General features: G+C 71.3%; 12 protein-coding genes and 1 pseudogene. 8 read left to right on the forward strand and 5 right to left on the reverse strand.

Going from position 1 to position 14,654, the window contains the following annotated elements:
* The first annotated feature begins 116 nt into the window (after nucleotides 1–116).
* Nucleotides 117–1,193, forward strand: a complete 1,077-nt coding sequence (locus tag HLK59_RS07650) for a mechanosensitive ion channel family protein (protein WP_171140564.1) — start codon at nucleotides 117–119, stop codon at nucleotides 1,191–1,193.
* A 20-nt stretch (nucleotides 1,194–1,213) separates the two neighbouring features.
* Here HLK59_RS07650 and HLK59_RS07655 read toward each other — a convergent pair.
* Nucleotides 1,214–2,447, reverse strand: a pseudogene (locus HLK59_RS07655) (M1 family peptidase).
* Between the two features lie 207 nt (nucleotides 2,448–2,654).
* Here HLK59_RS07655 and HLK59_RS07660 point away from each other — a divergent pair.
* The 4 genes from HLK59_RS07660 to HLK59_RS07675 all read left to right on the forward strand — a co-directional run bounded on the left by HLK59_RS07660 (nucleotide 2,655) and on the right by HLK59_RS07675 (nucleotide 6,790).
* A complete protein-coding gene (locus tag HLK59_RS07660) occupies nucleotides 2,655–4,874 on the forward strand; it encodes an NADP-dependent isocitrate dehydrogenase (protein ID WP_171140501.1) in 2,220 nt (739 codons plus the stop codon).
* Between the two features lie 208 nt (nucleotides 4,875–5,082).
* The gene (locus tag HLK59_RS07665) at nucleotides 5,083–5,946 is read left to right on the forward strand and encodes a helix-turn-helix transcriptional regulator (RefSeq protein ID WP_171140502.1); all 864 of its coding nucleotides are present in this window, start codon (nucleotides 5,083–5,085) and stop codon (nucleotides 5,944–5,946) included.
* Nucleotides 5,943–6,173 carry a DUF397 domain-containing protein gene (locus tag HLK59_RS07670; protein WP_171140503.1) on the forward strand — a complete coding sequence of 77 codons (231 nt, stop codon included), beginning with the start codon at nucleotides 5,943–5,945 and terminating at the stop codon, nucleotides 6,171–6,173. The genes HLK59_RS07665 and HLK59_RS07670 overlap by 4 nt, the downstream gene beginning before the upstream one ends.
* 26 nt (nucleotides 6,174–6,199) lie before the next feature.
* Complete coding sequence (locus HLK59_RS07675; protein WP_171140504.1) at nucleotides 6,200–6,790, forward strand: hypothetical protein; 591 nt, start codon at nucleotides 6,200–6,202, stop codon at nucleotides 6,788–6,790.
* Between the two features lie 14 nt (nucleotides 6,791–6,804).
* On the opposite strand, the gene HLK59_RS07680 is transcribed toward HLK59_RS07675, so the two are convergent.
* A complete protein-coding gene (locus HLK59_RS07680; RefSeq protein WP_171140505.1) occupies nucleotides 6,805–7,134 on the reverse strand; it encodes a DUF5713 family protein in 330 nt (109 codons plus the stop codon).
* A 47-nt stretch (nucleotides 7,135–7,181) separates the two neighbouring features.
* Between HLK59_RS07680 and HLK59_RS07685 the strand changes: the two genes are divergently transcribed.
* Nucleotides 7,182–7,979, forward strand: a complete 798-nt coding sequence (locus HLK59_RS07685; RefSeq protein WP_171140506.1) for an N-formylglutamate amidohydrolase — start codon at nucleotides 7,182–7,184, stop codon at nucleotides 7,977–7,979.
* 58 nt (nucleotides 7,980–8,037) lie between these two features.
* Nucleotides 8,038–9,261 carry a cytochrome P450 gene (locus HLK59_RS07690; protein WP_171140507.1) on the forward strand — a complete coding sequence of 408 codons (1,224 nt, stop codon included), beginning with the start codon at nucleotides 8,038–8,040 and terminating at the stop codon, nucleotides 9,259–9,261.
* Between the two features lie 37 nt (nucleotides 9,262–9,298).
* Here the strand turns inward: HLK59_RS07690 and HLK59_RS07695 are convergent, their stop codons facing one another.
* The 3 genes from HLK59_RS07695 to HLK59_RS07705 are packed head-to-tail and all read right to left on the reverse strand — an operon-like array spanning nucleotide 9,299 to nucleotide 11,831.
* On the reverse strand, nucleotides 9,299–9,772 hold the full coding sequence (locus HLK59_RS07695) for a hypothetical protein (RefSeq protein ID WP_171140565.1): 474 nt from the start codon (nucleotides 9,770–9,772) through the stop codon (nucleotides 9,299–9,301).
* Between the two features lie 5 nt (nucleotides 9,773–9,777).
* Complete coding sequence (locus HLK59_RS07700) at nucleotides 9,778–10,353, reverse strand: sigma-70 family RNA polymerase sigma factor (protein ID WP_171140508.1); 576 nt, start codon at nucleotides 10,351–10,353, stop codon at nucleotides 9,778–9,780.
* A gap of 59 nt (nucleotides 10,354–10,412) precedes the next feature.
* A complete protein-coding gene (locus tag HLK59_RS07705) occupies nucleotides 10,413–11,831 on the reverse strand; it encodes a S8/S53 family peptidase (RefSeq protein WP_171140509.1) in 1,419 nt (472 codons plus the stop codon).
* A gap of 148 nt (nucleotides 11,832–11,979) precedes the next feature.
* On the opposite strand from HLK59_RS07705, the gene HLK59_RS07710 reads away from it, so the two are divergent.
* Nucleotides 11,980–14,544: a CHAT domain-containing tetratricopeptide repeat protein gene (locus tag HLK59_RS07710; protein ID WP_171140566.1), complete on the forward strand. Its 2,565-nt coding sequence runs from the start codon at nucleotides 11,980–11,982 to the stop codon at nucleotides 14,542–14,544.
* The last annotated feature ends 110 nt before the right edge of the window (nucleotides 14,545–14,654 follow it).

The following is a 14,654-nucleotide window of genomic DNA, read 5'->3' on the forward strand; positions in this document are numbered from 1 at the left end:
CGGTCGTGCCCGTCGTGGCACCTTCACGGCCCGCGCGGCCGCTCATCCAGCACTTTCAGCACTTTCAGCACTTTCGAACAGGTGGCGACGTGACAGCGTTTCAACGGGATCTCACCATGGACGACCTCGTCGTCCCCGGAATCGCCGTGGTCGCGGGCCTGGTTGCCGCGTTCCTGCTGCGGATCCTGCTCAAGTGGCTGGGCAAGCACGCCGACCGCACGAAATGGAGCGGCGACGACGTCATCGTGGCCGCGCTGCGGACGGTGGTGCCCGCGGCGGCCATCGCGGGCGGTATCGCCGTCGCCGCGGCGGCACTTCCGCTGACGAAGACGACCCAGCGCACCACCAACCAGATCCTGACCGTGCTGCTGATCTTCGTGGTCACGGTGGCGGCGGCCCGGCTGGTGGCCAGCCTGATGCGGACGGTCACCCAGTCCCGCCCGGGCGTCGCCGGCTCGGCCACGATCTTCGTCAACATCACCCGTGTGCTGGTCCTGGCGATCGGCTTCCTGGTGGTGCTCCAGACCCTGGGCGTCTCCATAGCGCCGATGCTCACCGCCCTCGGCGTCGGCGGTCTGGCGGTCGCCCTCGCCCTTCAGGACACCCTCGCCAACCTCTTCGCGGGCATCCACATCCTCGCCTCCAAGACCGTCCAGCCCGGTGACTACATCCGGCTGAGCAGCGGTGAGGAGGGCTATGTCGAGGACATCAACTGGCGTCAGACGACCGTACGCGCGCTCTCCAACAACCTGGTCGTCATCCCCAACGGGGAGCTCGCGAAGTCGAACATGACCAACTTCATGCGGCCCGAGCAGCAGTTGACGATCCTCGTCCAGGTCGGTGTGGGCTACGACAGCGACCTGGAACACGTCGAGCGGGTGACCGTCGAGGTCGTCGCCGAGGTGATGACCGAGATCACCGGCGCGGTCCCCGACCACGAACCGCTGGTCCGCTTCCACACCTTCGGCGACTCCCGGATCGGCTTCACGGTCATCCTGGGCGTCGGCGAGTTCAGCGACCAGTTCCGCATCAAGCACGAGTTCATCAAGCGCCTCCACAAGCGCTACCGCGCCGAGGGCATCCGCATCCCGGCGCCCACCCGCACGGTGGCGCTTCAGCAGGGTGCCGTGGTGATCCCGCAGCAGCGGGGTGCCGAGGAGGCGGGTGAAGTCGCCCCCGCCCGCCTCGACTGATCAGCTCGGCGCCGATCGCCTCACAGGGTGGCCGAGTTGTCGTGGCAACCGCTGCTCGGCCTGGACTGCGGCAGCCGCAGGGCCGAGCTCGTCGGCCTCACGGTCCAGTCCGGGTGGCCGGGCATCCGCGGGGCCTTCGTGCCGTGGAGCCAGCCCCGCAGGAACCCTGACTGATCGCTGCCGGAGACCTCCGAGGCGACGGCGATGCAGTCGTCCGTCGTCGCGGAGGAGTCGCGGAAGCGGTCCCGGAAGGTCCGCTCGATGATGCTGAAGACCGTCTGGCTGTCGAAGAGGTTGGCCGCGTTGGGTGACGCGACCAGGCCCGAGCTCCTGCGCCACGGGTCGGACCATGTGGCGGGGCTGACGCTGTTGCCGAAAGAGGAGTGGACCAGCTCGTGCATCATGTGCGAGCCGATCTTCGACTCGGCCTGGAGCAGGTGGGCGGGCCTGTAGAGCGTGAGGGTCTGGGTCTCCAGACCCGTGAAGTCGAAGGCGTCCGCGGCGTCGTTGTTGCACGGCAGGAGGCCGTACTTCTCGAACGGGTACCGCCCCGAGGCGCTGCTCGATCCAGCTGACCAGGTTCGAGGTGAGGACGAGCGCGGGCCCCAGGGTGGTGGTCCGGACAAGTTCGGTGGCCATCGGCTCGCGGGAGCGGTACGTGCGGGCGGTGCGACCGCCCCCGTGGTGCTGGGTGCTCGGCGGCCCGCCGGGACGGTGCCGGGAAAGGTGCAGTCCGCCTTGTCCGCCGGGTGGTCGTTGCACGGGAAGACGCTGTGCGCCGAGTCCTGCTGGGGGCACACCGCGAAGCCGTCCGGGGTGGGGACCCAGGCGGTGTGCGCGAGGGCGCGGCGCGGGTCCGCGGAGTAGGCCACGGTGACGTCCACCGGTCGGCCGGTGCGAGCGGCTCGGCCGGGGTGATCCGCAGCCTCTCGCCCGCCTGCTCGAAGCCGGCCGCGGCACCGGCCACGGTCACGGTGCGTATGGCCAGGCGGAGCGCGTCGAGCGAGAAGCGGCTCAGGTCCTGGATGCGGGTGATCGACAGGACGAGCTCGGTCGTGGCGTCGTACGCGAGGTCGAGGTGGTGCGCCGAGACGCGGTAGCCGTCGTTGCCGAGGCCGGGGAGGACGGGGTCGCCGAGGGTCTCCGGGCCGGGCGTGCCGGTCGCCGGGGCCGCGAGTGCCGGGGACGCCAGGCTCAGGACCGCGGCGGTGCCGGGCGGGGCGGCGGGGCCCTCACTCTGGTGCGATATCGCATGGTCCGCTTTCGTTCGGGCGGCCGGATGGTCGGGTCCGGCCGTCGGAAGACGTGTGATCGACTCGCATGACCGCGGGATCGGACGCTTCGAACGGCGTAGCGGATGCGCGGGTTCTCGGACAGTGTGCGCGGACCCCTGTCGAGCCTCGGTCGATCAGGAGATATCTTGATGTCGAGCAATGTTGCAGACGTGGAGCGGAGCACCCGGTGACTGACTCGACCATCATCTACACGCACACTGACGAGGCCCCGGCCCTGGCGACGTATTCCTTCCTGCCGGTGGTCCAGGCGTACGCCTCGCAGGCGGGTGTCGCCGTCCAGACGAGGGACATCTCGCTGGCCGGGCGCATCATCGCGGTGTTCCCGGAGTACCTGACCGAGGACCAGCGCATCCCGGACGCCCTGCACGAGCTGGGCGAACTGGCGAAGACGCCCGAGGCCAACATCATCAAGCTGCCGAACGTCTCGGCGTCGATCCCGCAGCTCAAGGCCGCGGTCGCCGAGCTCCAGGGCCAGGGCTACGCGCTGCCGAACTACCCGGACGACCCGAAGACCGACGAGGAGCGGGACGTCCAGGCCCGCTACGACAAGATCAAGGGCTCCGCGGTCAACCCGGTCCTGCGTGAGGGCAACTCCGACCGTCGCGCCCCCGCCTCGGTCAAGAACTACGCCAAGACCCACCCGCACCGCATGGGCGCCTGGACCGCGGACTCGAAGACCAACGTCGCGACCATGGGGCAGAACGACTTCCGCTCCACCGAGAAGTCCGTCGTGATCTCCGAGGCCGGCGCGCTGAGGATCGAGCTGGTCGCCGAGGACGGCGCCACCACGGTGCTGCGCGAGTCGGTACCGGTCCTCGCGGGCGAGGTAGTCGACGCGTCCGTGCTGCACGTGGCCGCGCTGCGGGAGTTCCTCACCGCGCAGATCGCCGAGGCCAAGGCCCAGGGCGTGCTGTTCTCCGTGCACCTGAAGGCCACGATGATGAAGGTCTCCGACCCGATCATCTTCGGTCACGTGGTGCGCGCCTTCTTCCCGAAGACCTTCGAGCAGTACGGCGAGACGCTGGCCGCGGCCGGCCTGTCCCCGAACAACGGCCTCGGCGGCATCTTCGGAGGCCTCGCCTCCCTCCCCGAGGGCGACGCGATCAAGGCCTCCTTCGACGCCGAGCTCGCCGAGGGCCCGGCCCTGGCGATGGTCGACTCCGACAAGGGCATCACCAACCTGCACGTGCCGTCCGACGTCATCGTCGACGCCTCGATGCCGGCCATGATCCGCACCTCCGGCCACATGTGGGGCCCGGACGGCGCCGAGGCCGACACCCTCGCGGTGCTCCCGGACTCCTCCTACGCCGGTGTCTACCAGGTCGCGATCGACGACTGCCGCGCCAACGGCGCCTACGACCCGTCGACCATGGGCTCGGTCCCGAACGTCGGCCTCATGGCGCAGAAGGCCGAGGAGTACGGCTCCCACGACAAGACCTTCGAGATCCAGACGGCCGGTACGGCCCGGCTGGTCGACCAGGCCGGCGACGTCCTCATCGAGCAGCCGGTCGCCGTGGGCGACATCTTCCGCGCCTGCCAGACCAAGGACGCGCCGATCAAGGACTGGGTGAAGCTGGCCGTCACCCGCGCCCGCGCCACCGGCGACCCGGCCGTCTTCTGGCTGGACGAGACCCGTGCGCACGACGCCAACCTGATCGCCAAGGTCAACGCGTACCTGCCGGAGCACGACACCGAGGGCCTGGACATCCGGATCCTCGCCCCGGTCGAGGCCACCAAGCTGTCGGTGGAGCGCATCCGACGCGGCGAGAACACGATCTCGGTCACGGGCAACGTCCTGCGCGACTACCTCACCGACCTCTTCCCCATCCTGGAGCTGGGCACCAGCGCCAAGATGCTGTCGGTCGTCCCGCTGATGGCGGGCGGCGGCCTCTTCGAGACGGGCGCCGGAGGCTCCGCGCCCAAGCACGTCCAGCAGCTGGTCAAGGAGGACTACCTGCGCTGGGACTCCCTCGGTGAGTTCTTCGCGCTGGTCCCGTCCCTGGAGCAGTACGCAACGGCCACCGACAACCCGAAGGCCAAGGTCCTCGCCGACACCCTCGACCGCGCCACGGCGACCTTCCTCAACGAGGACAAGTCCCCGACCCGTCGCGTCGGCGGCATCGACAACCGCGGCAGCCACTTCTTCCTGTCCCTGTACTGGGCGCAGGAGCTGGCGGCGCAGACCGAGGACGCGGACCTGGCGAAGGCCTTCGCTCCGCTCGCCGAGACCCTCGCCGCGAACGAGCAGAAGATCGTCGACGAGCTGAACGCCGTCCAGGGCAAGCCGGCCGACATCGGCGGCTACTACCAGCCCGACCCGGCCAAGGCCGCGAAGGTCATGCGCCCGTCCACGACGTGGAACGACGCGCTGGCGTCCCTGAACTGACGCGAGCACGCCGCACGGCTCCGCCCCGGCCGGGTTCTCCCGACCGGGGCGGTCGTGTGTCCGGCCTGCGGACGACCGAGCGACTTCCACCACGCAATTGCGTGAGCCAAATGTCTTGATACAACTCTTCCCTGGTACAAGCATGTTGAGCGCGTGGCACACTTGCGTCAAGCAATACTCCGCACCATCACATGCGAGGGGTGAGGCAATGGCCACGGTCGGAGGACCCACCGTACGGCGGCGCCAACTCGGTGCGGAACTGCGGCGGCTCCGGGAACAGGCGGGCAAGCGGATCGAGGACGCCGCCACCCATCTGGAGTGCTCCATGTCGAAGATCAGCCGCGTGGAGACGGGACAGGCCCCGGTCAAAGCCCGTGACGTGCGCGACCTCCTGGAGTGGTACGGCGTCACCGATCCGCTGCGCATCGAGACCGTCATGCAGATCCACAAGGACGCCCAGCAGCAAGGCTGGTGGGCGCACTACGGCGATGTACTCCCCTCGGGCATGGCCACCTACGCGGGCCTGGAGTCCGACGCCCGCGTTCTGCGCCAGTACGAGTCGACGGTGGTGCCGGGCCTGCTCCAGACCGAGGACTACGCCCGTGCGGTGATCGCCACAGCGTGGTTCAACCAGCCTCATGAGACGGACCAGTTGGTCCGCTTCCGCAAGGAGCGCCAGACACTGCTCACCCGGCAGCCCGATCCGCTGGAGCTGTGGGTGGTGCTGGAGGAGAGCGCGTTGCGCCGGCCGGTCGGCGGCAGGGAGGTGATGGCGGCCCAATTGCGGCACCTCGCCGAAACGGTGACCATGCCGAACGTCACGCTCCAGATCATGCCGACGGCCAAGGGTGCCCACGTGGCCATGGCGGGACCCTTCTCCCTGCTGGAGTTCCAGCCCCATGCGTCCATGGTCGTCTACGTCGAATCCGCCGCCGGCAATGTCTACCTGGAGAAGGAGCGCGACGTCCGTACCTTCGTCCAGACCTTCGATCTACTCCGGGCGGCGGCTCCTGATCCTCAGGAGGCGCTCGCCCTGCTGGAACAGCTCACCAGGGAGATGCAGGAGTCATGAACACGTACGACGGCCGGCGTCCGCCGCAGGCCGGTCTCGACAGCGCCATATGGCGCAGGAGCAGCCACAGCAACAACAACGGGGCGTGTGTCGAACTCGCCGTCGTCGAGGGGGTGGTCGCGGTCCGGGACTCCAAGGACACGGAGCAGCCGGCCCTTCTCTTCTCGCCACTCATGTGGCGCGCGTTCCTCGGAGCGGCCCGCGAGAGCCGCCCGCACCGCCACTGAACGGACCCGGCCAAGGGGGGTTGTCCGTGTACCACGTCTTATCCGCCCAGGCCGTCGCGTCGGGCGCGTTCTACGCGACGGAGACCTTCTGGACCGCGGTCGGGGTCCCCGTCGCCGCTCTCCTGGGATGTGGCACGATCTGGGCCGCGTTCCGGGTGGCGCACCCGAGGCGTCGGCTCATCTGCACGGTCAGCCACACCTCGTTGGTGCGGGGCCCGATCGACGGCAGCCTGGAGATCAGCCGCAACGGCACTCCGCTGACCGACCCGCATCTGGTGACCGTGGTGCTGACGAACCCCGGCAGACGGGATATCGCCAGCAGCGCCTTCGACCGCGGAGAGCCCTTCCGCGTCCGGTTCGCCGTGCCCTACGCCGAGCTGCTGCGCACCGAGTCCCTCCCCGACGACGCCCAGGCCCCGCCGACCCGCATGCGCGGCACCGAGCTCCACATCGGCCCCGGCCGCCTGGGGGCAGGCACCACGGTCACCTACCACCTCCTCGTCGACACGGTCCCCACCTACGACTTCCGGCACTCCCTGCTGGACGTACGCGTCCACTGCACCGCGGCGCCCACCCCGCGCGGGCTGTCCCGCACCTTGCCACTGGTCCGGCCCTGAGCACGACGCGCGCCTCACCAGTCCCGGGTGGCGATCAGCTCCTCGACGTCCGCCTCCGCGAAACCGTAGGCCTTCGCCACGAACCAGAACTCCTCGGCTATCTCCTCACGGCCGATGGTCTCGATGTCGAAGTCGTCGCCCTGAAGCTCATTGAACTCCTCGGTCGCCGCCTGCGTCAGCACATACAACCCGGCCGGATCGGCGGGCCGCTCCGTCTCGATCCGCTCGCACAGGCGCAGCAGGATGTCCCTGCCCCGGTCCAGCACATGGTCGGGGTAGTAGTCGTCCTCGTAGAGCGCCTTGAGAAACGGGTACGCGGTCACCTGCGGATTGCTGATGTTCATGCTGTGATCGTGCACCACACCACTGACAACGCCCCCGGAGCCGCCGCGTGACCTCTGCCGAACCGTCCTTCGAGCTGGTGCCGGGAGCCGGGGAATCCCCCGTGATCCTGCATGTGCCGCACTCGGCGCGGGAGATACCTGCCGAGGTGCGGGCGGGGATCGTGGTGGCGGACGCCGCGCTGGAGGAGGAGCTGGACCATATCGTCGACGCGCACACCGCGGAGCTCGCCGCCCGGGCGGCCGGGGCGGCGCGCGTCGCTCCGTGGCGGTTCGTGAACCGGCTCTCCCGGCTGGTCGTCGATCCCGAGCGCTTCCCGGACGAGCGGGAGGAGATGCTCGCCGTCGGGATGGGCGCCGTGTACACGCGGACGACCCGGCGCACGCCGCTGCGGCCCGAGGGCTTCGATCCCGAACCGTTGATCGCGCGGTACTTCCGGCCGTACGCGCGGGCCATGACCGATGCCGTGGCCCGGCGGCTCGCCGCCACGGGGCGGGCCGTGATCATCGACGTGCACTCCTACCCCACCGCACCGCTCCCCTACGAGCTGCACGGCGAGGGGCCGAGGCCGCCGGTGTGTCTGGGGACCGACCCCTTCCACACCTCTGCCGAGCTGGTCGAAGCCGCCCGGGAGGCGTTCGCGGGCTGTGGGGGGATCGGGCTGGACACTCCGTTCGGCGGGACGTACGTGCCGTTGGAGTTCCACGGCCGTGATCCCCGGGTGTCCGCGCTGATGGTGGAGATCCGTCGGGACACCTATATGAGCGAACCCGGCGGACCCGCCGGCCCGGGGCTCGGGATCCTGGCGTCGGCGCTCGCCGCCCTCGTCGACGCCACCACCCGCTGACCTCCGGCTGGAGCACTCCCGCGCGACAGCGCACCGCGGGGGCGGTGAGGCTGGGGGCATGACCGAGGAGACCAGCACGCTGACCGGCCAGGACCTGCCCGAGGTACGGGACTGGCCCTCCCTCGACCTCGACGGCACCGAGTTCGATCCGATTCTCGCCGACCTCATGCGGGAAGGACCGCTGACCCGCATCCGGCTGCCGTTCGGGGAGGGCTGGGCATGGCTGGCCACCCGCTACCAGGACGTCAGAGTGATCACCAACGATCCGCGCTTCAGCCGCACCGCGGGCATGACCCGTCAGGTCACCCGGCTCGCCCCGCACTTCAGTCCCCAGCCGGGCTCCCCCGCGTGGGCCGACCAGCCCGATCACAACCGGCTGCGCAAGGCGGTGGCCGACGCGTTCACCGTGAGCGCGATGAAGCGGCTACGGCCCCGAGCACAGGAGATCCTGGACCCGCTGGTGGAGGGTGTCGTCCGGGACGGACCGCCCGCCGATCTCGTCGAGCGGGTCCTTGAGCCCTTCCCGGTCGCCGTGATCTGCGAGGTCATGGGGGTGCCCGCCGCCGACCGGGAGCGGATGCACGCCTGGGCGGCGCGGATCGTCTCCACGAAGGGCGGGGCCGAGGCCTCCGCGGAGGCCAAGAAGGGCATGTTCGGCTGGATCGCGGACACCGTCCGGGCACGCGCCGACAGCGCGGGCGACGACGTGTACTCGCTGATCGGCTCGGCCGTGCGGCGGGGCGAGATCAGCCAGGCGGAGGCGGTCGGGCTGGCCGCGCCGCTCCAGATCGGCGGCGAGGCCGTCACCCACAACTGCGGTCAGATGCTGTATCTGCTGCTCACCCGGCCCGAGTTGATGCGGAGGATGCGGGAACACCCCGAGGCGCGCGGACCCGTCCTCGACGAACTGCTCCGCTACATCCCGCACCGCACCTCGGTCGGCCTGGCCCGGATCGCCCTGGAGGACGTCGAGTTGCACGGGGTGCGGATCGCGGCCGGCGAGGCGGTCTACGTCTCCTACCTCGCCGCCAACCGCGACCCCGACGTCTTCCCGTCCCCCGACGAGATCGACGCCGACCGTGACCCCAACCCGCATCTGTCCTTCGGCAACGGCGCGCACTACTGCACCGGCGCCGTCCTCGCCCGGCTCCAGATCGAGCTGCTGGTCGACACCCTGCTCGACCGGCTGCCCGGCCTGCGCCTCGCGGTCCCGGCCGACCAGGTCGCCTGGCGCCGCAGGACCATGATCCGCGGACCCCAGGAGCTCCCCGTGACCTGGTAGACCGACCCTCGCGCGAAGAGCTCGGACCACGAAGGACTCAGACCCGCAGCCACTCCGTGACCACGACCTCCCCGCCCGCCCGCAGCCGCAGTGCGAAGGGGCCGACGGGGGGCGCTTCGCCGGTGAAGCGGCCCATGTCGTCGGTGACCAGTGGCGCGGTCACCTGGGGACCGGTCAGCACCTCGATCAGGGCCTGCTGGGGCGGCAGCACCTGCCCCAGCAGTTCCTGTCCGGTCACCTCGACGTCGACGGTGACCTCGCCCGCGCGGAAGGTCAGCATCCGCGGTACGTCGACGGCCCCCCGCACCGGGATGGCGTCCACCACCGAGTCGAAGGTCAGCTCGGCGATGCGGGCGTCGAGGTCGTGCAGCGCGTAGGCCTCCACGGCGAGTTGCAGCAGCTCGGCCGGTACCGGATCGAGGATCGAGGCGGCCCGGCGGAGCTCCTCCTCCAGCAGGTCGACGTCGAACTCCTCGCCGTCGTGGGCCTCTTCGTCGAAGTCGTCGTTCACGGTGTTCACACCGCCCCCCTTGCTTCCATACGTGCCCGCAGCCGGCGCAGACAGCGCTGACGCAGGGGTCCGATGCTGCCCACGGCGATACCCAGGGCCGAGGAGACCTCCTGGTAGCTGGGCGGCGGAGAGGCCATCAGGATGCGCAGCAACTGACGGCAGCGATCCCCGAGTTCCTCGAACTCCTGCCACAGACGACGGATCCGCTCGCTCTCCACGGCCGCCTCCTCGGAGTCGAGCAGCGACTGCTCGGGGGTGCGGTCCTCGCTGACCCGGTCGAGCAGCTGCGGATCGTCCGTGGGCGTCAGCCGCCTTAAGCTCTTGAGCACCTTCAGGCACTCGTGCCGTGCGGTGCTCGCCAGCCACGAGCCGGCCTTCTGCGGTTCGCGGATCCGGCCCAGATGCTGGGCGAAACGGAACCACACCGTCTGGTACACCTCGTGCGCGTCGGCGTCGGAGAGCCGGTGCGCGCGCACGACGGACCACACCAGTGGGCTCAGCCCTTCCACGAGCGCCTTCCAGGCCGCAGCGTCACCGTCGACGGCGGACTGGACCAGCGCGCCGACATCTGCTCGGTCCACGGCCCCACCCCTCGTGTACGGCAAGTCATCGTACGCCGTGACGGAGGCGAGTTCGGCCCTCACAGTTGTACAGCCGTGCTCGGGCGCCAGGTCGGCGGAATGAGCGCGGTGACGTGCGCCCCTCGTACCTCCGCGAACTCGGTGTTGGCCGCGATCAGTTGCTGCCGGGCGGCCCGCGGGTCGCCCTCCTTGTTGGCGGTCATGTACGCGGCCACCATGCCGGCGGCGGCGGGGGTGGCGAAGGAGGTGCCACTCCAGTGCGCGAACCCGTCGAACATCACCTGGTCCGGCTTGGCCGGGGTGCCGTCCTCGCTCAACACGCCCGCGTGGCGGGGGTGTTGGCAGGTGCACAGGTAGGTGAAGTGGAAGCGGCAGGCCTCGTACGTGGAGTGCTGGTAGAGGTACGGGATCGGCGCGTCGAAACCGGTGAGGGTACTGGTGAGGCGCTCGCCGGGCGCGTAGGCGTTGACCCAGGAGCCGTGGTTGCTGAAGCAGGCGCCATGGTCGCCGTCGGTGCGCAGCGCGCCGATCGACAGGACGGAGCCCGCGTAGTCGGGCAGCGAGGCGTAGGCGGCGGGCCAGAAGGGTGTGGCGCTGGCGTTGTTGCCGGCCGCGGCGACCAGCAGGGTGCGCTGCTGCCGGAGTTCCTGCATGAAGGCGTCCACACCGAGCAGACCGTCGGTGCGGCCGTTGGAGGTGCCGGCGGAGAGGCTGATGATGTCGGGCCAGCCGCCCGCGTCGACGGCGGCGAACAGGGCCTCGCCGAAGTCGGATTCGAGGATGGCGCCGGCGTCGTTGAGGGTGTTGCGCACGGTGATGTTCGTGTTGGGTGCGACGGCCGCGAGGATCCCGGCGATGAAGGTGCCGTGGCCGACGTACTGGAGCAGGTTGCCCTGCGGGTCGGTCTCGGTGCCGTGCAGGTCGCCCTGGACGTGGCCGAGCAGCGGGACCAGCGCATGGTCGTGGGTCAGGCCGTTGTCGATGACCAGGACGCCCACGGCCGTGTCCGCGTCGTAACCCGTCTCGGCGGGGGCCGGGTTGGTGCCCTGGTTGAGCGGGGCGGGCACGGGCTCGTCGCCGGGGCAGGAGTTGACCGCGATGGACACCACGTGGTTGCGGCTGACGAGCCGGCGTCCGGCGCGTCCCTCGGGTTCACGCATGGCGCGCAGGGCGTTGGCGACTCCCCGGTCGGCGCGGCGGTCGCCGTGGCCCGGGTCGCCGACCTGGATCCGGGTGATGCCGGAGCGGTTGGTCTGCGGCCCGGCCCGGCGCACCTGGTCGCCGCTCAGACCGGTCGCCGCGGTGAAGTGGGTGCGCACGGTGTCCTCGACGAGGGCCGCCTCCTCACCGTCCCGGGCGAGGACCACACCCTTCTCGTAGATGAACTCGGCCGAATCGTCGGGCCCCAGGGCCAGGGCGACGTCGGGCATCGAACGCTGGATCTGGTCGAACTGCTCGTGGAATCGCTGTGGTGCCATGGCGTGTCCTCCCACTGGGGCGGTGGTCGTCAGTCAGAGTCGCGGGGCCGTTGATTGATACAGCGCCAAACCGGTGTGGCGCGCTACCCGGGCCACTACCATCCGTTGAGTGACGGCGAGAAGCGACTCGGTTCTCGAACTGCTGCCCATGGTGTTCGCCGCCCCCAACCAGGCGCTGGCGAGGGCGGAAGAGGTACTCGGCTCCGATCCCCTACCGCTGCACGCCTCCATCGCCCACCAGGTCATCGGCATCTGGCAACGGGACTGGGGCGACCTGAGGATCGCGCTGGAGCATCTGCGGCGCGCCCGCGATCTCGCGGCGCGCGCGGAGTCCGCCGACCGCGAGGCGGATGTGCTGGCCGCGCTGGGGGTCGCGTTGGTACACGCGGGGCGCACCCGAGAGGGCCTGGACGCCCTGGAGCGGGGTGTCGCGATCGGCAGCGGACACACCCGGGCGCGCGTCCTGTTCCGCCGCGCCTTCGCCTCGTGGGTCCTCGGCCGGCACCGGGAGGCGCTGGAGGACGTACGCCGGGCGATCCCGGTGCTGCGGCAGGCGGACGACGTGATCTGGACCGCGCGGGCGCTCACCCTGCGCGCGACCGTGCATCTGGCGCTGGGCGCGGTGGAGCGGGCGGACGCCGACTTCACCGCGGCCGAGGCGCTGTGGGACACCACCGGGCAGGACCACGACAAGGCGGACGTGGTGGAGAGCCGGGGGCTGGCCGCGTTCCGGTCCGGGGACGTGCCCGTCGCGCTGCGGCTGCTGGACGAGGCGGAGGAGCGGTACGCCAAGCTCGGCACGCCGTCCTTCATGCTCTACATCAGGCGCTGCGAGGTCCTGATGGCCGCCGGGCTCGTTCCGGAGGCGCTGGCCGAGGCGGACGCGGCGATCGGGGTGCTCGACCGGATCGGCGGGCAGTCCACGCGCAAGGCCGAGCTGCTGCTGGCCGCCGCGCGTGCCGCCCGTCTGGCGGGCGATCCGCACACGGCGATCGCGCGTGCCGCGCTGGCGGTGCGGCTGTTCGCCGGGCAGCGGCGCACCTGGTGGGAGACGCATGCCCGGCTGGTGCTGATCGAGGCGCGGGTCATGGCCGGGCGCGGTTCGGGGCGGCTCGTCGCCGACGCGGCCGAAGTGGCGGAGCGGCTGGCCTCGTTCGGCGCGCCGGCCGCGCCGGAGGCCTCGCTGCTCGCGGGCCGGATCGCGCTCGGGCTGGGCTGGACGGCCGACGCGGAACGGCATCTGGCCGTCGCGGCCCGCAGCAGGCACAGCGGTCCGCCGCTGGCCCGGATGACGGGGTGGGCGGCGCAGGCGCTGCGGGCCCGGGCGGCCGGGTCGGGGCGGGGTGTGCTGGAGGCCTGCCGACGCGGTCTGGACGTGCTCGACGACCACCGGATGACGCTGGGCGCCGCCGAGCTGCGGGCCCGGGCCACCGCCCAGGGCGCCGAACTCGCCGCGCTGGCCCAGCAGGCCAGTCTCGACTCCGGTCCGCGCCGGCTGCTGGTGTGGAGCGAGCGCTGGCGGGCCACCGCGCTGTCCACGCCGCCCACCCGGCCGCCGGCCGATCCGACGCTCCTCGGCGATCTGACCGCTTTCCGGGAGATCGCGGCCCGCGCGGAGGGGGCCCGCATGGAGGGCCGTCCGGTGCCGGCGCTGGATCGCGAACAGCGCCGCCTGGAGCGGGAGATCCGCTCCCGGACCCTGCACATCCGCGGGGACGCGCCCGGCTACGGCAGCCGGTTCGACCCGGCGCGGCTGCTGGAGCGGCTGGGGGACGACGTGCGGCTGGTCGAACTCGCCGTGCTGGACGGGCGTGTCCAGGTGCTGCTGTGCGGGCAGGGGCGGGTGCGGCGGTTCGAGGCGGGGCTGCTGGCGGACGCGGAGACCGAGGCCGAGCATGTGCAGGCGGGGCTGCGGCGGCTGGCCCACCCCGGGGCGGAGGCGCGGCTTCCGCTGGTGGCGGAGGCGGGGCGCCGGCTGGAGGAGCTGCTGCTCGGTCCGGCGGCGGCGCAGCTCGGGTCCGGTCCGGTCGTGGTGGTGCCCCCGGGAAGGCTGCACCGGGTGCCGTGGGCGCTGCTGCCGTCGTTGCGGGAGCGGGTGCTCAGTGTGTCGCCGTCGGCGAGCGGCTGGCTGCGGGCCCGGGAGACCGAGCCGCCTCCCGGTGGGCGCCAAGTGCTGGTGCGGGGGCCGGGGCTGGCGACGGAGGGTGCGGAGGTGCACGAACTGGCGGGCCGGTACGGCGGGTCGACGGTGCTGGAGGACGACGACGCGCGCGTGCCGCGCGTGCTGGAGGAACTCGACGGTGCCGCCCTCGCGCACATCGCCGCGCACGGCACGTTCCGGGCCGACAGCCCGCTCTTCTCGTCGCTGCGGATGGCGGACGGGCCGCTCATCGTGCACGACTTCGAGCGGCTGGACCGCAGCCCGTACCGGATCATCCTGTCCTGCTGCGACACCGCCCGCTTCGCGTCGGTCGGCGCCGACGAACTCCTCGGCCTGGTCACCGCACTGCTCCCGCTGGGCACCGCGGGTGTGGTGGCGTGCACGGCACCCGTCAACGACGCGGCGGTGGTACCGCTGATGCTCGCCCTGCACAAGGGGCTCGACACGGGGCTCTCCCTGGCCGAGGCACTGCGCGACGCACGCGCCGCACTCCCGGGAGACGCCACACACCAGGCGACAGGCTGGGCATTCTCAGCATTCGGCGCGGCCTGACGCCCCGCAGGCCAAACCACCGCGGCTCGAAACCCCGCAGGGCCGAGCGACGGCCGCCCGACGCCCCGCGGCCGGATGTGGCGGCCTGACCCCTCCCCCGATCACGGGGG

Origin of the sequence: Streptomyces sp. S3(2020) (assembly GCF_013044505.1) — a bacterium.
Classification (GTDB): Bacteria; Actinomycetota; Actinomycetes; order Streptomycetales; family Streptomycetaceae; genus Streptomyces.